The sequence below is a fragment of the Pseudomonas sp. NFPP28 genome (assembly GCF_900115535.1).
Classification (GTDB): domain Bacteria; phylum Pseudomonadota; class Gammaproteobacteria; order Pseudomonadales; family Pseudomonadaceae; genus Aquipseudomonas; species Aquipseudomonas extremorientalis.
Genome location: NZ_FOWT01000002.1, coordinates 549,637 through 569,785 on the forward strand (window position 1 = coordinate 549,637; position 20,149 = coordinate 569,785).

At 58.3% G+C, this 20,149-nt stretch carries 23 protein-coding genes; 7 read left to right on the forward strand and 16 right to left on the reverse strand.

All coding sequences use genetic code 11. The features are described from left to right. Position 1: 1 nt before the first annotated feature. The 6 genes from pheT to thrS form a co-directional block, all read right to left on the reverse strand. On the reverse strand, positions 2-2,380 hold the full coding sequence (pheT, locus tag BM110_RS07970) for a phenylalanine--tRNA ligase subunit beta (RefSeq protein WP_093513070.1): 2,379 nt from the start codon (positions 2,378-2,380) through the stop codon (positions 2-4). A gap of 26 nt (positions 2,381-2,406) precedes the next feature. After that, positions 2,407-3,423: a phenylalanine--tRNA ligase subunit alpha gene (gene pheS / locus BM110_RS07975; protein WP_003192486.1), complete on the reverse strand. Its 1,017-nt coding sequence runs from the start codon at positions 3,421-3,423 to the stop codon at positions 2,407-2,409. A 108-nt stretch (positions 3,424-3,531) separates the two neighbouring features. Further along, positions 3,532-3,888 (reverse strand): 50S ribosomal protein L20, encoded by a 357-nt coding sequence (rplT, locus tag BM110_RS07980; protein WP_002553161.1) that lies wholly within the window; start codon positions 3,886-3,888, stop codon positions 3,532-3,534. A gap of 30 nt (positions 3,889-3,918) precedes the next feature. After that, positions 3,919-4,113 carry a 50S ribosomal protein L35 gene (gene rpmI / locus BM110_RS07985; RefSeq protein ID WP_002553160.1) on the reverse strand — a complete coding sequence of 65 codons (195 nt, stop codon included), beginning with the start codon at positions 4,111-4,113 and terminating at the stop codon, positions 3,919-3,921. Positions 4,114-4,173: 60 nt separating this feature from the next. Beyond that, the gene (gene infC / locus BM110_RS07990; RefSeq protein ID WP_169850653.1) at positions 4,174-4,725 is read right to left on the reverse strand and encodes a translation initiation factor IF-3; all 552 of its coding nucleotides are present in this window, start codon (positions 4,723-4,725) and stop codon (positions 4,174-4,176) included. After that, a complete protein-coding gene (thrS, locus tag BM110_RS07995) occupies positions 4,725-6,647 on the reverse strand; it encodes a threonine--tRNA ligase (protein ID WP_093513072.1) in 1,923 nt (640 codons plus the stop codon). The genes infC and thrS overlap by 1 nt, the downstream gene beginning before the upstream one ends. Positions 6,648-7,014: 367 nt before the next feature. On the opposite strand from thrS, the gene BM110_RS08000 reads away from it, so the two are divergent. Together BM110_RS08000 and BM110_RS08005 are read left to right on the forward strand one after the other, a co-directional pair. Next, on the forward strand, positions 7,015-7,329 hold the full coding sequence (locus BM110_RS08000) for a hypothetical protein (RefSeq protein ID WP_016978147.1): 315 nt from the start codon (positions 7,015-7,017) through the stop codon (positions 7,327-7,329). Between the two features lie 289 nt (positions 7,330-7,618). Next, positions 7,619-7,831: a cold-shock protein gene (locus tag BM110_RS08005; protein ID WP_003234260.1), complete on the forward strand. Its 213-nt coding sequence runs from the start codon at positions 7,619-7,621 to the stop codon at positions 7,829-7,831. A gap of 73 nt (positions 7,832-7,904) precedes the next feature. Here the strand turns inward: BM110_RS08005 and BM110_RS08010 are convergent, their stop codons facing one another. After that, the gene (locus BM110_RS08010; RefSeq protein ID WP_092250399.1) at positions 7,905-8,225 is read right to left on the reverse strand and encodes an I78 family peptidase inhibitor; all 321 of its coding nucleotides are present in this window, start codon (positions 8,223-8,225) and stop codon (positions 7,905-7,907) included. A 143-nt stretch (positions 8,226-8,368) separates the two neighbouring features. After that, positions 8,369-8,677 carry a hypothetical protein gene (locus BM110_RS08015; RefSeq protein ID WP_071492213.1) on the reverse strand — a complete coding sequence of 103 codons (309 nt, stop codon included), beginning with the start codon at positions 8,675-8,677 and terminating at the stop codon, positions 8,369-8,371. Positions 8,678-8,847: 170 nt separating this feature from the next. On the opposite strand from BM110_RS08015, the gene BM110_RS08020 reads away from it, so the two are divergent. Beyond that, positions 8,848-9,060 carry a hypothetical protein gene (locus tag BM110_RS08020; protein WP_010209115.1) on the forward strand — a complete coding sequence of 71 codons (213 nt, stop codon included), beginning with the start codon at positions 8,848-8,850 and terminating at the stop codon, positions 9,058-9,060. A 24-nt stretch (positions 9,061-9,084) separates the two neighbouring features. Here the strand turns inward: BM110_RS08020 and BM110_RS08025 are convergent, their stop codons facing one another. The 7 genes from BM110_RS08025 to BM110_RS08055 are packed head-to-tail and all read right to left on the reverse strand — an operon-like array spanning position 9,085 to position 16,049. Then, positions 9,085-10,113: a nucleoside hydrolase gene (locus tag BM110_RS08025; RefSeq protein ID WP_093513074.1), complete on the reverse strand. Its 1,029-nt coding sequence runs from the start codon at positions 10,111-10,113 to the stop codon at positions 9,085-9,087. 25 nt (positions 10,114-10,138) lie between these two features. Then, positions 10,139-10,543, reverse strand: a complete 405-nt coding sequence (gene rbsD, locus BM110_RS08030; protein WP_071492190.1) for a D-ribose pyranase — start codon at positions 10,541-10,543, stop codon at positions 10,139-10,141. Next, complete coding sequence (gene rbsK, locus BM110_RS08035; protein ID WP_093513076.1) at positions 10,540-11,457, reverse strand: ribokinase; 918 nt, start codon at positions 11,455-11,457, stop codon at positions 10,540-10,542. Before rbsK ends, rbsD begins: the two co-directional genes overlap by 4 nt. A 23-nt stretch (positions 11,458-11,480) precedes the next feature. Continuing rightward, entirely contained in the window at positions 11,481-12,503 is a 1,023-nt protein-coding gene (locus BM110_RS08040) for a LacI family DNA-binding transcriptional regulator (protein WP_092250393.1), read from the reverse strand. 3 nt (positions 12,504-12,506) lie between these two features. After that, positions 12,507-13,484 (reverse strand): ABC transporter permease, encoded by a 978-nt coding sequence (locus tag BM110_RS08045; protein ID WP_017528200.1) that lies wholly within the window; start codon positions 13,482-13,484, stop codon positions 12,507-12,509. Beyond that, positions 13,481-15,034 carry a sugar ABC transporter ATP-binding protein gene (locus BM110_RS08050; protein ID WP_071492193.1) on the reverse strand — a complete coding sequence of 518 codons (1,554 nt, stop codon included), beginning with the start codon at positions 15,032-15,034 and terminating at the stop codon, positions 13,481-13,483. The genes BM110_RS08045 and BM110_RS08050 overlap by 4 nt, the downstream gene beginning before the upstream one ends. Before the next feature lie 58 nt (positions 15,035-15,092). Beyond that, positions 15,093-16,049, reverse strand: coding sequence for a sugar ABC transporter substrate-binding protein (locus tag BM110_RS08055; protein WP_092250390.1), 957 nt, complete (start codon positions 16,047-16,049; stop codon positions 15,093-15,095). 551 nt (positions 16,050-16,600) lie between these two features. On the opposite strand from BM110_RS08055, the gene BM110_RS08060 reads away from it, so the two are divergent. The 3 genes from BM110_RS08060 to BM110_RS08070 all read left to right on the forward strand — a co-directional run bounded on the left by BM110_RS08060 (position 16,601) and on the right by BM110_RS08070 (position 18,806). Next, entirely contained in the window at positions 16,601-17,689 is a 1,089-nt protein-coding gene (locus BM110_RS08060) for an asparaginase (RefSeq protein WP_093513078.1), read from the forward strand. Positions 17,690-17,860: 171 nt separating this feature from the next. Further along, positions 17,861-18,112 (forward strand): DUF1654 domain-containing protein, encoded by a 252-nt coding sequence (locus BM110_RS08065; RefSeq protein ID WP_083351486.1) that lies wholly within the window; start codon positions 17,861-17,863, stop codon positions 18,110-18,112. A gap of 4 nt (positions 18,113-18,116) precedes the next feature. Next, a complete protein-coding gene (locus BM110_RS08070) occupies positions 18,117-18,806 on the forward strand; it encodes an endonuclease (RefSeq protein WP_071492196.1) in 690 nt (229 codons plus the stop codon). Between the two features lie 31 nt (positions 18,807-18,837). On the opposite strand, the gene BM110_RS08075 is transcribed toward BM110_RS08070, so the two are convergent. Continuing rightward, the gene (locus BM110_RS08075; RefSeq protein WP_092250381.1) at positions 18,838-19,203 is read right to left on the reverse strand and encodes a penicillin-binding protein activator LpoB; all 366 of its coding nucleotides are present in this window, start codon (positions 19,201-19,203) and stop codon (positions 18,838-18,840) included. Positions 19,204-19,466: 263 nt separating this feature from the next. Here BM110_RS08075 and csrA point away from each other — a divergent pair, with 263 nt between their 5' ends. Continuing rightward, the gene (csrA, locus tag BM110_RS08080) at positions 19,467-19,661 is read left to right on the forward strand and encodes a carbon storage regulator CsrA (protein WP_058426265.1); all 195 of its coding nucleotides are present in this window, start codon (positions 19,467-19,469) and stop codon (positions 19,659-19,661) included. The last annotated feature ends 488 nt before the right edge of the window (positions 19,662-20,149 follow it).

The following is a 20,149-nucleotide window of genomic DNA, read 5'->3' on the forward strand; positions in this document are numbered from 1 at the left end:
GTCACTTCCTTAACGTGGCGTTCAACCTTTGTTCGAGCGAGGTGAGGATATTTTGTGTCGTGGCATTCACCTCATCGTCATTAAGAGTGCGCGATGGATGCTGCCAGGTCAAGCCAACTGCAAGGCTTTTTCTATGCGGATCAATACCTTTACCCTGATAGACGTCAAATAGCCTGAGGTCTGTCAGCCATTCCCCTGCATTTTCACGGATTACATCCAGAACGGCAGTGGCAGCCACGTCACGGTCGGCAATCAGCGCCAGGTCACGGCGCACTTCAGGGAAGCGCGACAGCTCGCTGAATTTAGGCATTTTGCCCGAAGCCACTTCAGCCAGGACCAGTTCGAACACAAACACCGGACGATCAAGGCCGAGGGTTTTCGACAGTTCAGGGTGAAGGGCACCGACGAAACCTACCAAACGCCCTTCGCGCTCGATGCGTGCTGTCTGGCCTGGGTGCAACGCCGGATGGCTGCCTGGTACGAAGGTGAAGGCGTCCAGTGCACCGGCAAAGCCCAGCACCGCTTCCACGTCAGCCTTGACGTCGAAGAAGTCCACGGCATCGCGGCCCTGCGCCCAACCTTCCGGCAGGCGGCTACCGCACACCACGCCAGCCAGCATTGGCTCTTGCTTCAGGCCATCGAGCTGGCCAACGAAACGCAGGCCGCTCTCAAACATGCGCACGCGGTCTTGCTGACGGTTCAGGTTATGGGAAAGTGCTTTCACCAGGCCTGGCCACAGGGACGAACGCATGGCCGCCATGTCGTTGGAGATCGGGTTCGCCAACAACAGCGGCTCGACGCCAGGGTTGAACAGTTCGAACTGCTTGGGATCGATGAAACTGTAGGTCACCGCTTCCTGGTAGCCACGGGCAACCAGCAGGCGACGCAGCTCAGACAGGTGCGCACGCGCCTCGGCCTTGGGTTGCGGCGCCAGGCGCGCTTGCGGGTAACGAACCGGCAGGCGGTTATAGCCGTAGAGGCGGGCCAGCTCTTCGATCAGGTCGACTTCCAGGCTGATATCGAAGCGATGGCTTGGTACTTCAACGCTCCACTGCCCTTCCCCACCGGCGGAAATGCCCAGGCCGAGGGCGGACAACAGTTGCTCGATTTCAGCCGGTTCGATCACCAGGCCAAGCATCTGCTCAACACTTTTGGCACGCAGGGTGATCGGCGCAACCGATGGCAGGAACTGCTTGTTGACGGTTTCGGTGATCGGGCCGGCTTCGCCGCCAGTGATTTCCAGCAGCAGGCCAGTGGCGCGCTCCATGGCTTCACGGGCGAGGTTCCAGTCCACGCCGCGCTCATAGCGGTGCGACGCGTCGGTGTGCAGGCCATAGGAACGGGCCTTGCCGGCGATAGCGATCTGGTCGAAGAATGCGCTTTCGAGGAATACGTCGCGAGTGGTAGCGGATACGCCGCTGTGCTCGCCACCCATCACGCCGGCAATCGCCAGGGCGCGGGAGTGGTCGGCGATAACCAGGGTGTCTGCGCGAAGGTTGACTTCCTGACCATCGAGCAGCACCAGCTTCTCGCCGTCTTCCGCCATGCGCACACGGATGCCGCCGTTGATTTCGGCAAGGTCGAACGCGTGCAGCGGTTGCCCCAGCTCCAGCATCACGTAGTTGGTGATGTCGACGGCAGCGTCGATGCTGCGCACGTCAGCGCGGCGCAGGCGTTCAACCATCCACAGCGGGGTGGGCTTGGACAGGTCGACGTTGCGGATCACCCGGCCCAGGTAACGTGGGCAGGCGTTGGGGGCCAGCACGTCGATCGGACGTACTTCGTCGTGCACAGCGAGTACAGCTGCAACGACCGGACGAGTGACCGGGGCGCTGTACAAAGCGCCCACTTCACGCGCCAGGCCAGCCAGGGACAGGCAGTCGCCACGGTTCGGGGTCAGGTCGACCTCGATGCTGGCGTCTTCCAGTTCCAGGTAAACGCGGATGTCCTGGCCCACGGGCGCGTCGGCCGGCAGTTCCATCAGGCCATCATTGCCCTCGCCGACCTGCAGCTCCGCCTGGGAACACAGCATGCCGTTGGATTCAACGCCACGCAGCTTGGCCTTCTTGATCTTGAAGTCGCCCGGCAACTCGGCACCGATCATGGCGAACGGGATCTTCAGGCCCGCGCGCACATTGGGCGCTCCGCACACGACCTGGAAGGTTTCCGCGCCATTGCTCACTTGGCATACGCGCAATTTGTCAGCGTCGGGATGCTGCTCGGTGCTCAGCACCTCGCCTACCACCACGCCACTGAAAACACCGGCGGCCGGCGTAACGCTATCGACCTCAAGACCGGCCATCGACAGACGCGCAACCAGCTCGTCGCGACTAACCTGCGGGCTTACCCAGCCACGCAGCCATTGTTCACTGAATTTCATCCTGCTCTCCTAAAGATTCGTTACGACTAGCGAAATTGCGCGAGGAACCGCAAGTCGTTGTCGAAGAACAGACGCAAGTCGTTCACGCCGTAACGCAGCATGGCCAGACGCTCTACACCCATGCCGAAGGCAAAGCCCGAGAATTCTTCCGGATCGATACCGGACATGCGCAGCACGTTGGGGTGAACCATGCCGCAGCCCATCACTTCCAGCCAGCCGGTCTGTTTGCAGACGCGGCAGCCTTTACCACTGCACATCACGCATTCCATATCGACTTCAGCGGACGGCTCGGTGAACGGGAAGAACGATGGACGGAAACGTACCGCCAGCTCCTTCTCGAAGAACACCCGCAGGAATTCTTCGATGGTGCCCTTGAGGTCGGCGAAGTTGATATCGCGATCAACCAGCAGGCCTTCGACCTGGTGAAACATCGGCGAGTGGGTGATATCGGAGTCGCTGCGGTATACACGGCCTGGGCAGACGATGCGGATCGGCGGCTTGTTCGCTTCCATGGTGCGGACCTGTACCGGCGAGGTATGGGTGCGCAACAACATGTTCGCGTTGAAATAGAAGGTGTCGTGCATCGACCGGGCCGGGTGGTGGCCTGGGATGTTGAGCGCCTCGAAGTTGTGATAATCGTCTTCGACCTCAGGGCCTTCGGCGATGCCGTAGCCGATATGGGTGAAGAACTGTTCGATACGTTCCAGAGTCCGGGTGATCGGATGCAGACCGCCCGAGGCCTGACCACGGCCAGGCAGGGTTACGTCAATGGACTCGGCGGCGAGCTTGGCCGCAAGATCGGCCTCCTCGAGCGACGCCTTGCGCGCATTGAGCACCTCTGTGACACGCTCCTTGGCGACGTTGATCAGCGCACCGACTTGCGGGCGCTCTTCAGCCGGCAAATTCCCCAGGGTCTTCATCACCTGAGTCAATTCACCTTTTTTGCCAAGGTAGTGAACCCGGATTTGCTCCAGGGCATTTACATCTTCAGCGCTTTGCACAGCCTCAAGGGCTTGAGCGACGAGCGCGTCCAGGTTTTCCATGTACAGACTCCAGATACAAAATAGGGGAAGAGCTTGAAGGCTCTTCCCCTATTTATGACGTTTAACACCTTGGGCTACAGCGTAACCCAGGGTGACTGTCGGGGGTACTTAAGCCAAGGTGGCTTTAGCTTTCTCGACAATCGCAGCAAACGCCGCTTTTTCGTTCACTGCCAGATCAGCCAGAACCTTACGGTCGATCTCGATGGACGCTTTTTTCAGGCCAGCGATGAAACGGCTGTAGGACAGACCGTTAACACGTGCACCAGCGTTGATACGAGCGATCCACAGAGCGCGGAACTGACGTTTTTTCTGACGACGGTCACGGTAGGCGTATTGGCCTGCCTTGATTACCGCTTGCTTGGCAACACGGAATACGCGTGAACGCGCGCCGTAGTAGCCTTTAGCAAGTTTCAGAATTTTTTTGTGACGCTTACGGGCAATGACGCCACGCTTTACACGAGCCATGAGTTACTTCCTCTATTCTTGATCCAAAAATTAACGAAGGCGCAGCATGCGCTCGACTTTTGCCACGTCAGACGGATGCAGCAAGCTGCTACCGCGCAGTTGACGCTTACGCTTGGTCGACATTTTGGTCAGGATGTGGCTCTTGAAAGCGTGCTTGTGCTTGATACCGTTAGCAGTTTTCAGAAACCGCTTAGCAGCACCACTTTTAGTCTTCATCTTTGGCATGTTCGGATACTCCGCATTCAGTTGATAAACATAATCAGAAGGCCTGCCGTGCCCTGTTGATTACTTCTTCTTTTTCGGGGCGATGACCATGATCAGCTGGCGTCCTTCCATCTTAGGATGCTGTTCGACCGAACCGTACTCGAGCAGGTCAGCTTCAACCCGCTTGAGGAGTTCCATCCCCAGCTCCTGGTGGGCCATCTCACGGCCGCGGAATCGCAAGGATACCTTGGCCCTGTCCCCATCACTCAGGAAACGTACCAGGTTGCGCAGTTTTACCTGGTAATCCCCTTCCTCCGTCCCTGGACGAAACTTGATTTCTTTTACTTGAATCTGCTTCTGGTTCTTCTTCGCCGCAGCAATCTGCTTCTTCTTTTCGAAGATCGACTTGCCGTAGTCCATCACCCGGCAAACAGGCGGGACTGCGTCGGCGGAGATTTCCACCAGGTCCAATTTGGACTCTTCAGCGATACGAAGCGCTTCATCAATCGAGACGATGCCAATCTGCTCGCCGTCAGCGCCAATTAACCGAACCTCGCGTGCCGAGATATTCTCGTTGATCGGGGCTTTCGGTGCAGCTCGTTTATCTTGTCTCATTTCACGCTTAATAATAATTACTCCGAATCTGGGCGACCACGCCGGGAAACCGCTTGCGCGAGGAACTCAGCGAACTGGGCGACGGGCATCGAGCCCAGGTCAGCACCTTCACGAGTACGCACAGCGACAGTCTGCATCTCGACTTCCCGATCTCCGATAACCAAAAGATAGGGAACCTTGAGCAAAGTATGCTCGCGGATTTTAAAGCCGATCTTTTCATTTCTCAAGTCGGACTTGGCACGAAATCCGCTTTCGTTGAGTGTTTTTTCAACTTCAGCGGCAAAATCTGCCTGTTTATCAGTGATATTCATGATCACTGCCTGGGTCGGAGCCAGCCACGCAGGGAATGCACCCTCGTAGTGCTCGATCAGGATCCCGACGAACCGTTCGAACGAGCCAAGGATCGCCCGGTGCAGCATAACCGGGTGCTTACGGCTGTTGTCTTCGGAGACGTATTCGGCTCCCAGACGGATCGGCAGGTTAAAATCGAGCTGCAGGGTACCACACTGCCAGACGCGGCCAAGGCAATCTTTCAGCGAGAACTCGATCTTCGGACCGTAGAAAGCGCCCTCGCCCGGTTGCAGGTCGTACGCAAGGCCCGCACTGTCGAGCGCAGCGGCCAGTGCCGCTTCGGCGCGGTCCCACAGTTCGTCGGAGCCGACGCGTTTTTCCGGACGAGTGGACAGCTTCATCTCGACTTCGGTAAAGCCGAAATCACGATAAACGTCCATGGTCAGCTTGATGAACGCGGCGGATTCGGCCTGCATCTGCTCCTCGGTGCAGAAGATGTGGGCGTCGTCCTGGGTAAAACCACGCACGCGCATGATGCCGTGCAGCGCACCCGATGGCTCGTTACGGTGGCAGGCACCGAACTCGGCCAGGCGCATCGGCAACTCGCGGTAGCTCTTCAGGCCCTGGTTGAACACCTGCACGTGGCAAGGGCAGTTCATGGGCTTGATGGCGTAGTCGCGGTTTTCCGACTGGGTGGTGAACATGTTGTCGGCGTAGTTGGCCCAGTGCCCGGACTTTTCCCACAGGCTGCGGTCAACGACCTGAGGTGTCTTGATCTCCAGGTAGCCATTTTCGCGCTGAACTTTGCGCATGTATTGCTCGAGCACCTGGTACAGGGTCCAACCGTTCGGATGCCAGAACACCATGCCCGGCGCTTCTTCCTGGAGGTGGAACAGGTTCAGGCGCTTGCCGATCTTGCGGTGGTCGCGTTTCTCGGCTTCTTCGATGCGCTGGATGTAGGCCGCCAGTTGCTTCTTGTCAGCCCAGGCAGTGCCATAGATCCGCTGCAGTTGCTCGTTCTTCGCGTCCCCACGCCAGTAGGCGCCGGACAGCTTGGTCAGCTTGAAGGACTTGAGAAAGCGTGTGTTCGGCACGTGCGGGCCACGGCACATGTCGACGTATTCTTCGTGGTAGTACAGGCCCATGGCCTGCTCGTCCGGCATGTCTTCCACCAGGCGCAGTTTGTAGTCTTCGCCACGGGCGGTGAACACGTCGATCACTTCGGCGCGCGGCGTGACCTTCTTGATCACGTCGTAGTCTTTTTCGATCAGCGCGTGCATGCGTTGTTCGATGGCAGCCAGGTCGTCCGGAGTGAAAGGACGCTCGTAGGCAATGTCGTAATAGAAGCCTTCTTCAATGACGGGACCGATCACCATCTTCGCGGTGGGGTACAGCTGCTTGACCGCATGGCCAATCAAGTGCGCGCAAGAGTGGCGAATGATCTCCAGCCCCTCTTGATCCTTGGGCGTGATGATTTGCAGGCTGGTATCGGAGGTGATCAGGTCGCTGGCATCGACCAGCTTGCCGTCGACCTTGCCGGCCACAGTGGCCTTGGCCAGGCCTGCACCAATGGATGCGGCGACCTCGGCTACGGAAACCGGATGATCGAATGAACGTTGACTGCCGTCGGGAAGAGTAATAGTTGGCATGGCGCCTCCTCTCCTAGTGGTGACCCCTACCAAAGGTCACGTGGGTTGGGATGAGCCAGTACAAGATCCAACACCAGGCCGTTCAATGATGAACGCCTGCCTTACAGCGGCAGGAGCCTTTCGGCCAACCGATAATCGAACCAGAGTGACTGGAGTGAGCTAAAAAGAACCTGGCAAGGCGGCAATTGGCACGCCTGGAAATAGCCAAGCGCAAGATGCTAGCACAGATGAACGGTCATCGCGGCGCTGCTATCTTGCGTTACGACAAAATCCGCCATTTATAGCTGCAAAAGTGAACTTGAGCTGTACGCAATGCCTCAAACCCACTGAGAATCGCCGTTCGTCCTCGACCCAAAGGAGCATCCTCATGATGCGTTTTACCTCTACCCTCGCTCTCGCCGCTTCCCTGACCCTTCTTTCCCTCGGTGCACAGGCGGCCGCTCCGTCCAACTGGCCAGCCGGTGCCCGTGACAGCTTCGTCAGCGATTGCAGCGCAGCCGCCAGCCAGAACGTAGACGTCAAAACTGCCAAAGCCCACTGCGAATGTGGCGCCGACAAGATCAACGCCGAATTGAGCACCGCGGAAATCAAAGAGCTCATGACCAACCAGAACGCCAGCCCGGAGCTTAAAAACAAAGCAGTCGCGGCTATTTCGTCCTGCAAAGTCGTGAAGAAAAAGTAAGATCCGCCACAGATCAGACGATTTTTTTACCGGTAAAACGGCTGTAAAACTGCCATTTCTCACAAATTACGCAGCTTCTACGGCTTTTTTTACCAGTTGATATTTCGGGCGAAAGCCCCGTGGATCGGGGCTTTCAGCCGGAACAGGGACTAAACGCAACGCTATTGATTAGCAAACAATGCCTTGGGGGGGCTCCCAAGCCGAACATTTCGACTATGATAGCCCGGTGTGCCCAGTTGGCCTGAGCAGCACAGCACTACTGAAAATATATGTTTCTTGGAGATACACCATGTCTAATCGCCAAACCGGCACCGTTAAATGGTTCAACGATGAAAAAGGCTTCGGCTTCATCACTCCTCAAGGTGGCGGTGACGACCTGTTCGTACACTTCAAAGCTATCGAAAGCGACGGTTTCAAAAGCCTGAAAGAAGGCCAAACCGTTTCCTTCGTGGCTGAGAAAGGCCAAAAGGGTATGCAAGCTGCACAGGTTCGCGGCGAGTAATTCTCCGCTGAGCTAAAAAAACCCCGTCCATGTGACGGGGTTTTTTATGGGCACTGCAAAAGCCTTGAGAGACTTAGCCGCAATTGACCCGCGTGATCACCAGGTTGTCATCGGTGTTCAGGTTGAGGCGGTCGGAGCGGTACTCCAGGGTGATCATGTCATTCGGCTTGAGGATCCGCGCGTTCTGCGCACCGGCACGGGTACGCGCCTGCTCCAGCAACTCGGGCGAGGCTTTCTGGCCGATCGTGAATTCGGCGGCCTTCGACTCACAGCGGCTATGACCGGCGTCGGTCACGGTGGCGTCTTTGCCTGGCTCAGAGGCACCCGGGGTGCTGCAACCCGCCAACGCAAGTGCCGCCAACAAAGTACCGAATGATGCGAGCTTCCAAGGCATGAAGCCTCCTATGATAAAAATGGACAGAGATCGTGCGACAGCGATTGTGCGGATTGGTTTCAAGACGTAAACCGCCGCCGGGCAAGTTTGCCTGAGTCGGGACAGGCATTCGCCCGCTCAATCGTGACCGGATATGAATGTGCTCAATAGATGTCGATGTAGTCGAACGCAGGCTTCGGCCAGTTTTCCTTCAGTGCATTGAAGATCTGTGTCACCCAGACTTCATCACTGGCGGCCACATTCCCTACGTATCCGGAACCCTTGGCCCAAGTTTCCAGCCGGAACAGCAGCCCATCGATATCCACGCCACCGACAACCCTCCCTGAAGAGATATAGGCAATTCCGGCCTTGGTCACCCGCAATTGGGCATGTTCATCGTCACTGGCACTGGCGAGGAGCTGGCGCACATTCGCCAGCGTCAGGTTTTCGGGGTTGTTCAAATCGATCTGCACGTGGTGTCCCCGGCAATTAAACAGGCGGACAGTGTCGCACAGCAGCAGCGTCATGCCGAATCGACTCATGCCTAAGTATCAGTGCCAAACGCGATGCAAAATGGTTAACTGGCCCGGTAAGAATCGCGTTCCAGCGCATTGCCCAGTACTTTCAGCCCCGTGAGACCTACATGACCACCGTAACGCTCCAAGCCGATATCAAAGCCAAGTGGCCCCAAGGACAAAGCTCCTACAGCCCCGGCAGCCCAGAGGAATTGGCAATCATCGGCATCGACCTGCTGGTCAAGGAACTGGGTACGCAGGCAGCCCAAGCGTTCATCGGCCAGATATTCGAGAAATACCCGGCCGATCACATGGGGGCACATGACCCCGAGCGCGAATAAGAACCGACTGGACCGGTCAACCCATCACTTCAGACGCGCCAGGCGCTCGGTCAGCAGATCGAAGAAGCCCTGGGCATCACCGTTCTCCACCCAGAACGCGTTCTTCGGTTGTTTCAGGCCGTCGTACCAGTCGACAATGGTCTGGCCGAAGGTTGGGCCTTCACGGCTGTCCACCACCACGTTGACCTCACGTCCGCTGAACAGCGAAGGCTTGAGCAGGTAGGCAATAACGGTTGCATCATGCACCGGGCCGCCGGGAATACCGTAGTGCTCCATGTCGCCCTTGACGTATTCATTGAGAATATCGCCAACCACCTTGCTCGCGTTGTTCTTGAGGTCGGCGATCTTTTTCAGGCGCGCTTCGCTGGTCAGAACCTTGTGGGTCACGTCCAGCGGCAGGTAGGTCAGCTTGACGCCGCTCTTGAGCACAATCTCAGCCGCGACCGGGTCGGCGAACAGGTTGAACTCCGCCACCGGCGTGATATTGCCGCCGTTGAAGTGCGCGCCGCCCATTACCACGACTTCCTTGATGCCCTGAGTGATTTCCGGCGCCTGGGTCAGCGCCAGTGCCAGGTTGGTCTGCGGGCCGAGCATCGCGATGGTGATGCTGTGCGGCTTGGCAGTGCTGAGGGTATTGATCAAGTAATCAACGGCATTGCCGTCCGCCAGGCCCTTTTTCGGCTCATGCACGGTGACGCCGGAAATGCCTTCCTTACCGTGGATATTCTCGGCGTAGATCGGCGTGCGCAGCAGCGGTGCGGGCGCACCGGCGTACACCGGGATATCCTCGCGCCCCGCCCATTCACGGGCCAGGCGTGCATTGCGGGAGGTCTTGTCCAGGCGCACGTTGCCGGCGACGGTGGTGAGCGCGCGAATGTTCAGCTCATCCTCGGAGGCCATGGCAAACAATAATGCCACCACATCATCGGCGCCTGGGTCGGTGTCGATGATCAGGTCGATTTTTTCCGCCGCCTGGGCGCTTGCAGCAGTGAGTGCAGACAAAAGCAGAACACTCCGGAACAGGTTTTTCAGGGTGGGAAGACCATATTGCATAAAACACTCCTTGTCGTTGAGAACGCTAGAACGTTACGCCGGACACCAGCGCGATATTGCAGTAAGGCTGGCATTCACCAGTGCGCACCACCGCGCGCGCCTTGTGGCTGAGCTGCTTGAATTCGTCATGGCTGACCAGGCGCCGCTCACCGAGGGCCGCCTGCTCTGTGAGCGCATTGAGCTCGACCAGCGCCGGTGGTTGCTTGAGCAGGATTTCTTCCGCCAGCACATGGCGTTCAACCTGCATCTCGCTGAGCACGATACGCAAGGTGCTGATGAAATCCGGGATGCCCTGGGTCAATGCCAGGTCGATCAACTCGACACCCGGCGGCACCGGCAGGCCAGCGTCACCGATCACGAGGATGTCACCGTGCCCCAGGGAGGCGATCACACGCGACAGGGCAATATTGAGCAGAGGTGTCTTTTTCATGAGGGCACAAAACCTTGTACGTCGTGCAGCGTTGGAATAGAGGGCTGCGCACCGGCGCGGGTGACCGACAATGCCGCCGCGACCTGGCCAAAACGAATGGCCTCGGCCTCGCTCTTGCCGTTGGCCAACGCCGCAGCAAAGCCACCGACGAACGTATCACCCGCTGCCGTTGTGTCTACCGCCTTGACCTTGGGCGCATGCAGGTGCTCGAAATTCTGGCCGTCGGTAAACAGTGCGCCCTGAGAGCCCAGGGTGACGATGACTTTGCCGGCGCCCGCCAGGATCAGTTGGGTGGCCGCGGCCTTGGCACTGTCAATGGAGTCGACGGCCACACCACTCAGTGCGCCAGCTTCGCTTTCATTGGGGATCAGGTAGTCGATCGAGGCGTACCACTCGGCCGGCAACGGCGCGCTGGCCGGTGCAGGGTTGAGGATCACCGTCTTGCCCAGCTCACGACCGCGCTTGAGGGCATAGCCTACCGTATTCATCGGCACTTCCAGCTGGCAGACGATCACCTCAGCCGTCTGCAGCACCGCATCAAACGCCTGCAATGAGGCTGGCGTCAGTTCGCCGTTACTGCCCGCCACGATCACAATCGCGTTCTGACTGCTGTCGTCGACCACGATCAAGGCCACGCCACTGGAACCGTCCACGGTGCTGACGGCCTGGCAATCGATGCCTTCCACCACCAACGCATCGCGCAACTGGATGCCATAGGCATCGCTGCCGACACAGCCGATCATCGACACATCGGCCCCCAAGCGTGCGGAGGCTACCGCCTGGTTCGCACCCTTGCCGCCAGGTACGGTTGAGAATGTCTGGCCGATCAAGGTTTCACCGGCACGGGGCAAACGGCTGGCACGGGTGACCAGGTCCATGTTCAAGCTGCCTATTACCACTACTTTTGCTGGCATACATCAGTACTCATCAATTCGGTTCAGCGGTATTGGGCGAACGTACCGGAGACAGGTGCCGTCGACTCACGCAACACGATGCTCGGCGTCACGATGCGTTGATCGAATGGCATTTGGGGTGTTGCAATTCTTCGCAGTAAAAGCTCGGCGGCCGTCTCGCCCAGTTGCACGATCGACTGCCCGACCGTGGTCAGCGCCGGGTAGACGTAACGGCTCATTTGAATGTCATCGAAACCGATCACCGACAGCTCGCCGGGTACGCGAATATTGCGCTCTGCCGCTGCACGCAATACGCCGAAACCTATCATATCGTTGCTGGCAAAAATCGCACTGGGCGGGTTTTGCGCCAGCAATTGCACAGCGGCGGCATAACCGCCCGTGCTGGTGAAATCGCTTTCCTGGGTGCGGTTGGCGGCCACTTCGGCACCGGCCTCGCGCAGCGCACGGTAAAAACCCGCCAAACGCATTTGCGCGACACGGGTATGGGCAGGGCCGCCAATGCAAGCAATGTCGCGATGGCCCAATTCGAGCAGGTGCCGGGTCGCCAGGTAGGCGCCCTCCTCGTGATCGATGCGCACCAGGTCCACATCAATGCCATCCAGCGCCCGGTCGACGATCACCATGGGCGTGCGCACTGCGCTCAAGCCGGCGGCGAGGCCACTGTCATCGCCGCCCACCGATGTGACGATCAAGCCGTCGATGCGCTTTTCCAGCAACACGCGCAAATAGTTGCGCTGCTTTTCAGCGTTGTCGTCGGAGTTGCACAGGATGACGCAGTAGCCGTTACGCTCGCAGTAATCCTCGATGCCGCGAGCCAGTTCTGCAAAATACGGGTTGAGGCTGTTGGGCACCAGCAAACCGATGGTGGCCGTGGTCTTGGCCTTGAGTGAGCGCGCGACGGCACTGGGCACGTAGTCGAGCTGCTTGATCGCCGCTTCAACCTTGATACGCACCGGCTCACTGACCGGGCGGGTCTTGTTCACCACATGGGACACCGTGGTGTAGGAAATACCCGCAAGCGCTGCCACATCCTTGATGGTTGCCATGGTTCAACCCCGCCGACTGGCGCGCCGGCTGCGGTAGGTATCGAGTACCACGGCAATCACGATCACGGCACCGGTGATGATGCGCTTGGTCGGTTCCGTGGCACCGATCTGCGCCAGGCCAGCCGCCAGTACCGAAATAATCAACACACCAAAGAAAGTACTGATTACCGAGCCGCGCCCGCCCATCAGGCTGGTGCCGCCGATCACCACAGCCGCAATCACTTGCAGCTCCAGGCCGGAGCCGGCGTTCGGGTCCGCCGCTTCCAGGCGCGAAATCTGGAACAGCGCCGCCACGCCGGCCAGCAGGCCCATGAGGCTGAACACCAGGATCTTGTAGGGCTTTGGATTGATCCCCGCCAGGCGCACGGCCTCTTCGTTGGTGCCGATACCGATCAGGTAACGACCAAACACAGTACGGGTCAACACCAGCTGCGCGACGATGATCACCAGCAACGCGATGATGAACGACGGCGAGATACCAAAGGCAATCGGGTTGGACAGCCAGGCAAATGAATCCCCGATGTAGGCGGTGCGCGAGCCGGTCATCTGGTAGGCGACGCCCCGGGCCATTTCCAGCACGCCGAGGGAGACGATAAACGACGGAATGCGCCAGGCCACGGTGATCGAGCCGGTGATGGTGCCGGCCAAGGCCGCACAGCCCATGCCCAGTACGGCAGCCGGCAACACGCTCCAGCCCCAGCCGAGGATCGCCACGCTGACGGCCGATGCAGCCAGTGCCAGCACCGAGCCCACCGACAGGTCGATCCCGCCGATGATCAGGATGAAAGTCATGCCCACCGCCAGCACCATGAGGTCCGGAATCTGGTTGGCCAGGGTACTGAAGGTGTCATAGGACAGGAAGTGATCGCTGAGCACCGAGAACAGCGCAATCATCGCCAGCAAGGCACCCGCAAGACCCAGGTAGGTACCCAGGCCATAGAAGTTGCCGCCGGTCTTGCCAGGGGAGGTTGTGGTTTTCATGGGGTATCCCTAAGCACTGCGTCGTTGAGCAGCGCATCACGTTTCTGATAGCCGGCGAAGGCGGCGGCGAGCAATTCATCCTGGGTCCAGCTGTCGCGCTCGAACGTCTCGATCAAGCGCCCGGCGGACAATACACCGATGCGATCGCAGATCAGCATGAGCTCACGCAGGTCGCTGGACACCACCACCAGCGCTTTGCCCTGGCGGGTCAACTCGCCCAGCAAGGCATAAATATCGAACTTGGCACCCACGTCGATGCCGCGGGTTGGCTCGTCGAACAGCATCACCGAGCAGTCGCGCTCCAGCCAGCGGCCAATCACCACCTTCTGCTGGTTACCGCCGGACAGTTCGGAGACCAACTGCGCCGGACTGGAACTGCGGATGCGCATGGCGTCAATCTGACGCTTGGCCAAGGCGGTTTCGTCGCGGCTGTTGACCACCCCACCGCCAGAGATTTCCGGCATATTGCCCAGGGCGATGTTGGCGCTGATGGACTGGGTCAGCAGCAGCCCTTCACCCTTGCGGTCTTCGGTGATCAGGGCAATGCCGTGGCCTACCGCGTCCACGGGCGAGCGGATGCTCACCACCTGGGCCGGCGAACCGAGCGCCACGGTGCCGCTGTCGGCCAGGTCGGCGCCGAAGATCAGGCGCAACAATTCAGTACGGCCGGCACCGATCAGGCCGGAGATGCCATAGATCTCGCCCGCACGCACTTCAAAGGACACGTCGCGGACCTTGTCCGAGCGGGTCAGGCCTTTTACGGTCAGCGCCGGCCCCCCGATGGTTCGCGGGCCCAGGTCGATGTGCTCGCCCAGCTCGCGCCCCACCATCAAGGTGACCAGTTGCTCGCTGTTGTAATTGGCCATCGGCTCGACACAGACCAGCTTGCCGTCGCGCAGTACCGCAATGCGCTGGGCAACACGGGCAAGTTCTTCCAGCCGGTGCGAAATATAGATGATCGCCACGCCCCTGGCCTGCAGACGGGTGATCTGTTCGAACAGCATCTCGACTTCACGGGCCGTGAGCATGGCCGTGGGTTCGTCAAGGATCAGTACGTGACAATCGCCGATCAGGTTGCGTGCGATTTCGACCATTTGCTGATGACCAATGCCCAGGCTGCCAACCAGAGTGTCAGGGTCGATAGCGTCCAGCCCGACCTGGGCCATGGCCTCGACCGCCGCCTTGCGCAGTTGCTTGCGGCTGATCCAGCCGCAGTGGCTGGGCAGGTTATCCAGGAACAGGTTTTCGGCAACGGTCAGCGTCGGCAGCAGGTTGAGTTCCTGCATGACCATGCGCACGCCCAGCTCTTCAGCCTGGGTGCGGCTGCCAGGGCGATAATCCTGGCCGTTGAACTGCATCTGCCCGGTGGTCGGCGTGACCAGCCCGCCGATGATCTTCGACAAGGTACTTTTGCCTGCGCCGTTTTCACCGGTCAGCGCCAGCACTTCCCCACGATTGAGCGTCAGGGTGATGTCGGACAGAACCGGTTGGGCATAGGTCTTGCCGATACCGCTGACCGAGAGGACAGCGTTCGGGGCGGAAGATGACATAGGAAAATCTCCAGGCGCCCGCCCAGGACGAGCGGGCGCTGTTGGGGTATTGCCGGAATTACTTCTTGAGGACGAGTTCGACCGGGGTCTCGATCACGCCGTCCTTGGCATCGACTTTCTCACCCTTGACCAGCTTGAGCGCATTCTGGATACCGAACACGGCTTGCTTGGCAGCGGCCTGGTCGGCGGTCGCCAGCACACGACCGTCCTGCAGCATCGGCTTGATGGCTTCGATGTTGTCATAGCCTACGACCAGCACCTTGCCGGCTTTGCCTGCCGCACGCACGGCGGAGACCGCGCCCAGGGCCATGTTGTCGTTACCGGCCAGCAGGGCCTTGAGGTCCGGGTATTCGCTCAGCATGGCGGACGCCACTTTCTGGCCCTGGTCGATTTCCCAGTTGCCGGATTGAGTGGACACAATCTTCATGCCGGCAGCGTCCATCGCATCCTTGTAGCCTGCGGTACGTTGCTGGGCGTTGGTGGTGGTCGGCACACCTTCGATAATGCCGACCTTGTCACCCGAGGCCAGTTGCTTGGCCAGGTAGTCACCCACCAGTTTCGAGCCTTTACGGTTGTCCGGGCCTACGAATGGGATATCGAGGTTCTTGCTTTTAAGCACATCCGGGTCGAGGCGGTTATCGATGTTGACGACCTTGATACCGGCATCGGAGGCCTTCTTCAGCACGGTGACCAGTGCCTTCGAATCAGCAGGCGCGATCACGATGGCGTTGACCTTGGCGAGGATCATCTGGTTGACGATATCGATCTGCGCGCTGGTGTCGGTTTCGTTCTTGATCCCGTTGGTGATCATGTCGAAATCGGCGGCGTGCTCTTTCTGATACGTCTTGGCACCGTCCTGCATGGTGACGAAGAATTCATTGGCGAGGGATTTCATGACCAGGCCGACCTTGGGTTTGGCGGCGTCATCGGCAAATGCAGAGGAGAGAGGCAGGGCAGCGGATGCGGCGGCAAGCACAGCGACAGCAAGAAGACGTCCAGCGAATGGCAGCTTCATGGTTTCACTCCGATCTTATGATTATTGTGAGCAACGCTTGCACCGAAGACCCCTTCGGCAGCCTCCCACCCGGGGGACTGATACGAGCTATCACGATACTCAATGAGTGCTTCGTGAAACATCTCGCAAACGTTTGCGTTGTTCAAACTATGAGAACCTTGTCGAGATTTGTCAACGGTTGAAAACACCCTTTCATCCAGGCCCTCCCTCACGCTTGGGCATAGATGCAGCTAAACATCACACACTTCCAATCGTTCTCTGAAACGACAGGCTGGAACGCATCATTCATGCATCCTCAAAAGCCTGGCGGTCAACTTTTCGGACAACCGAACGCAATGCGGTCCGATGTTCGGAAAGCCGGACACCCACATGATAAATAAGCCCGAAAAATCAATATTAACTGTTATAAATCAATAATTTAAATTGTTTTAGCGTTCACGCTGAGCCTGGTACAGATCCTGCTCTACCTCATCACCTCGTGGCATTCAGAACCGCACGGGTGTTCTAGGTGAACCTGCTACAGCACTCATCAAAAACCAGAGAGAAAAATAATGAAATCTGCACTGAAGACTTTTGTTCCGGGCGCGTTAGCCCTCCTGCTGTTGTTCCCCGTTGCCGCCCAGGCAAAGGAAGTTGAAACCAAGACCAAACTGTCCAACGTGGTGATCCTCGCCACCGGCGGTACCATTGCCGGCGCCGGCGCCAGCGCAGCCAACAGCGCCACCTACCAGGCAGCGAAAGTCGGTATCGAGCAATTGATCGCTGGTGTTCCTGAGCTTAGCCAGATCGCCAATGTGCGTGGCGAGCAAGTGATGCAAATTGCGTCCGAAAGCATCAACAATGACAACCTGCTGCAACTGGGTCGCCGCGTCGCCGAACTGGCCGACAGCAAGGATGTGGACGGCATCGTGATCACCCACGGTACCGACACCCTGGAAGAAACCGCCTACTTCCTGAACCTGGTGGAGAAAACCGACAAGCCAATCGTGGTGGTCGGCTCCATGCGACCAGGCACCGCCATGTCGGCGGACGGCATGCTCAACCTGTACAACGCTGTGGCCGTGGCCGGCAGCAAGGATGCACGCGGCAAAGGCGTGCTGGTCACCATGAACGACGAGATCCAGTCGGGTCGCGACGTCAGCAAGATGATCAATATCAAGACCGAAGCGTTCAAGAGCCCATGGGGCCCAATGGGCATGGTGGTTGAAGGCAAATCCTACTGGTTCCGCTTGCCGGCCAAGCGTCACACAATGGATTCGGAATTCGATATCAAGAACATCAAGAGCCTGCCGGACGTCGAGATCGCCTATGGCTACGGCAACGTGAGCGACACTGCCTACAAGGCCCTGGCTCAAGCAGGCGCCAAAGCCATCATCCACGCCGGCACTGGCAACGGCTCCGTGTCCTCCAAAGTCGTACCTGCCCTGGTGGAACTGCGCAAACAGGGTGTACAGATCATTCGCTCTTCCCACGTGAATGCCGGTGGCATGGTTCTGCGCAACGCCGAACAGCCTGACGACAAATACGACTGGGTGGCTGCACTCGACCTGAACCCGCAGAAAGCCCGCATCCTGGCCATGGTCGCCTTGACCAAGACCCAAGACAGCAAAGAGCTGCAGCGCATGTTCTGGGAATATTGATTCCTGACTGTCCCCCTGCAGGAGCGAGCATGCTCGCTCCTGCACCATCCCGCCCCGCCCTACACCCAATTGCCTGAATTGCTGTAAGACGAACTTCTTGAATTTTAAGTAGTTGCGAAATCGCCTACAGTTAAATACTGTATGTGCGTACAGCTTATTAAGGAATACTCCGTGGCAAAGTCCTCTTCCGCAGTGCCAACCGCACCTGATGCCTACGAACGCCTGGCTATTCGCGTGCAAAAGATCATCAATTCAACCAACGCCCAGAAAGCCAAGGCGGCGTTGATCTTCCGTTTGCCGGACGAGCCCGAGGATGAATGGGCGCGGTTGCTGGAGGAAATAGCAGAGAACGACAACGTCACCCTCGCCTATCGTGACGACGGTGGCGTACAGATTTTCTGGGTTGTACCGAAGGAAGATTGATTCAATGAGTGTCCGTTTTATCGCGGTTTGCTGCCTGTTTTTTGCTGTCACCGCCCACGCCCAGGCGCCACGCACGTTCAGTGAAGCCAAGAAAATCGCCTGGAAGCTCTACGCGCCACAATCCACCGAGTTCTATTGCGGCTGCAAGTACACGGGCAATCGCGTGGACTTGAAAGCCTGTGGCTACATCCCCCGCAAAAACGCCAATCGTGCCGCACGCATCGAATGGGAGCACATTGTTCCCGCCTGGCAGATCGGGCATCAGCGCCAATGCTGGCAGGACGGTGGACGTAAGAACTGCACGCGCCATGATGACGTGTTCAAGCGTGCCGAAGCGGACCTGCACAACCTGGTACCCAGCATCGGTGAGGTCAACGGTGACCGTAATAACTTCAGTTTTGGCTGGCTGCCGGTACAAAGCGGGCAGTATGGGTCTTGCCTGACTCAAGTGGATTTCAAGGCCAAGAAGGTCATGCCGCGCCCTTCCATCCGGGGAATGATCGCCCGCACCTATTTTTATATGAGCAAACAGTACGGCTTGCGACTGTCGAAACAGGATCGCCAGTTGTACGAAGCCTGGAACAAGACCTACCCGGTGCAGGCATGGGAGCGCCAGCGTAACCAGACAGTGGCGTGTGTGATGGGGCGCGGCAATGAGTTTGTCGGCCCGGTGAATCTGAAAGCCTGTAGTTGAAAATGGGCGAAACTCCCGCCCACCCGGCGCGTTACTGTGCCGCCTTGTGCTCGATAACCTGCGATTCGGTATCGGTTTTCTTGGCGCGCGCCATTTTCTCGTTGAGCAGTGCCTGCTTGGCCTGCGCTTCAGCCTTGGTCGCGAACGGCCCCAGCAGGACTTCGTCCTTGCCGTCAACCTTCACGATGTAAAAATTGAAACCATGCTCCAGCAACCAGGCCGTAAGGTCGGTGATGGCCTGTAGCTTGTGGTCCGGCGGCCCGACCCACACGTCCCATTCCTGGGCAGCAATCGCGCCGGTTCGAGGCTGGTTTTCGGTCACGACAGGCTTGCTCCTGGGGGCCTCCACGCGCTTGTCCTCACCGCAACCGGCCAATGCCAACACCGCCATTGCCATCGCTACTTTACGCACTGCCCTGCTCCTTTAAAGATAAAGAGGCGACTTTATCATTCACTGTCTATTCTGGCCGTCATAAACATTGGCTTAAACAATGCGAATCATGTATCGCAGACCTGTATGATGCCGCCATGGGAATTAATGTCGCCTCTATGCGTCCTAAAAAGAGGCAGTCACAGGGAAGCGCTTAGCAGTAAGCTACACACATCCGACACCTGCCCTGTCTGAAACATGTGTCCTTAAAAGTAATCAAGGAGAAGTCCATGCTGATACTCACCCGCAAAGTTGGTGAAAGCATAAACATCGGTGATGACATCACGGTCACCATCCTGGGCGTCAGCGGCCAGCAAGTAAGAATCGGCATCAACGCACCCAAGGATGTTGCCGTGCATCGCGAGGAGATCTACCAGCGCATCCAGGCCGGTTTGACTGCCCCGGACAAAAACCAGACGCCTTGAAGCGCCCTCAGTAGCCAGCCCTTTCGTGCACTGTAATGGCTGGCGAAAACCTCTTCACACCACTCTTGTCATTGCTGCGTGACTGACGCCACCAATGCGTTCATCTTCATGGAAAGATGAAACTGTCTTCACGCCCGGAACTTGTTGTTTCATTCTCAGCCGAATCTTCTGACTGACACTCAGCTATCCGCGTGCATTCAGGAGCATGTCGATGCGGCCCAGGCCCCCACCGCCATTTGCCTACACGTCTTGGATGATCGCCTTATCGATAGGATGGGTCTTCGCAGGGCTGGCCTATGGTTTGAAGTATGCAATCGAAGGCTCCGGCTCCGCCGCTCCTCATTCGGGGCTGGACTTGGCGCTGCTGCTTTGCGGGTACTTGTTCCTGTTTTGTCTCAAACCCATCCAGAAGTCCGTACAACGCAGGTTGTGCCGGCAAACGCGTCAGTGACATCGCGCTCATCGCTAGCAGCCCCCCTATCAACAGC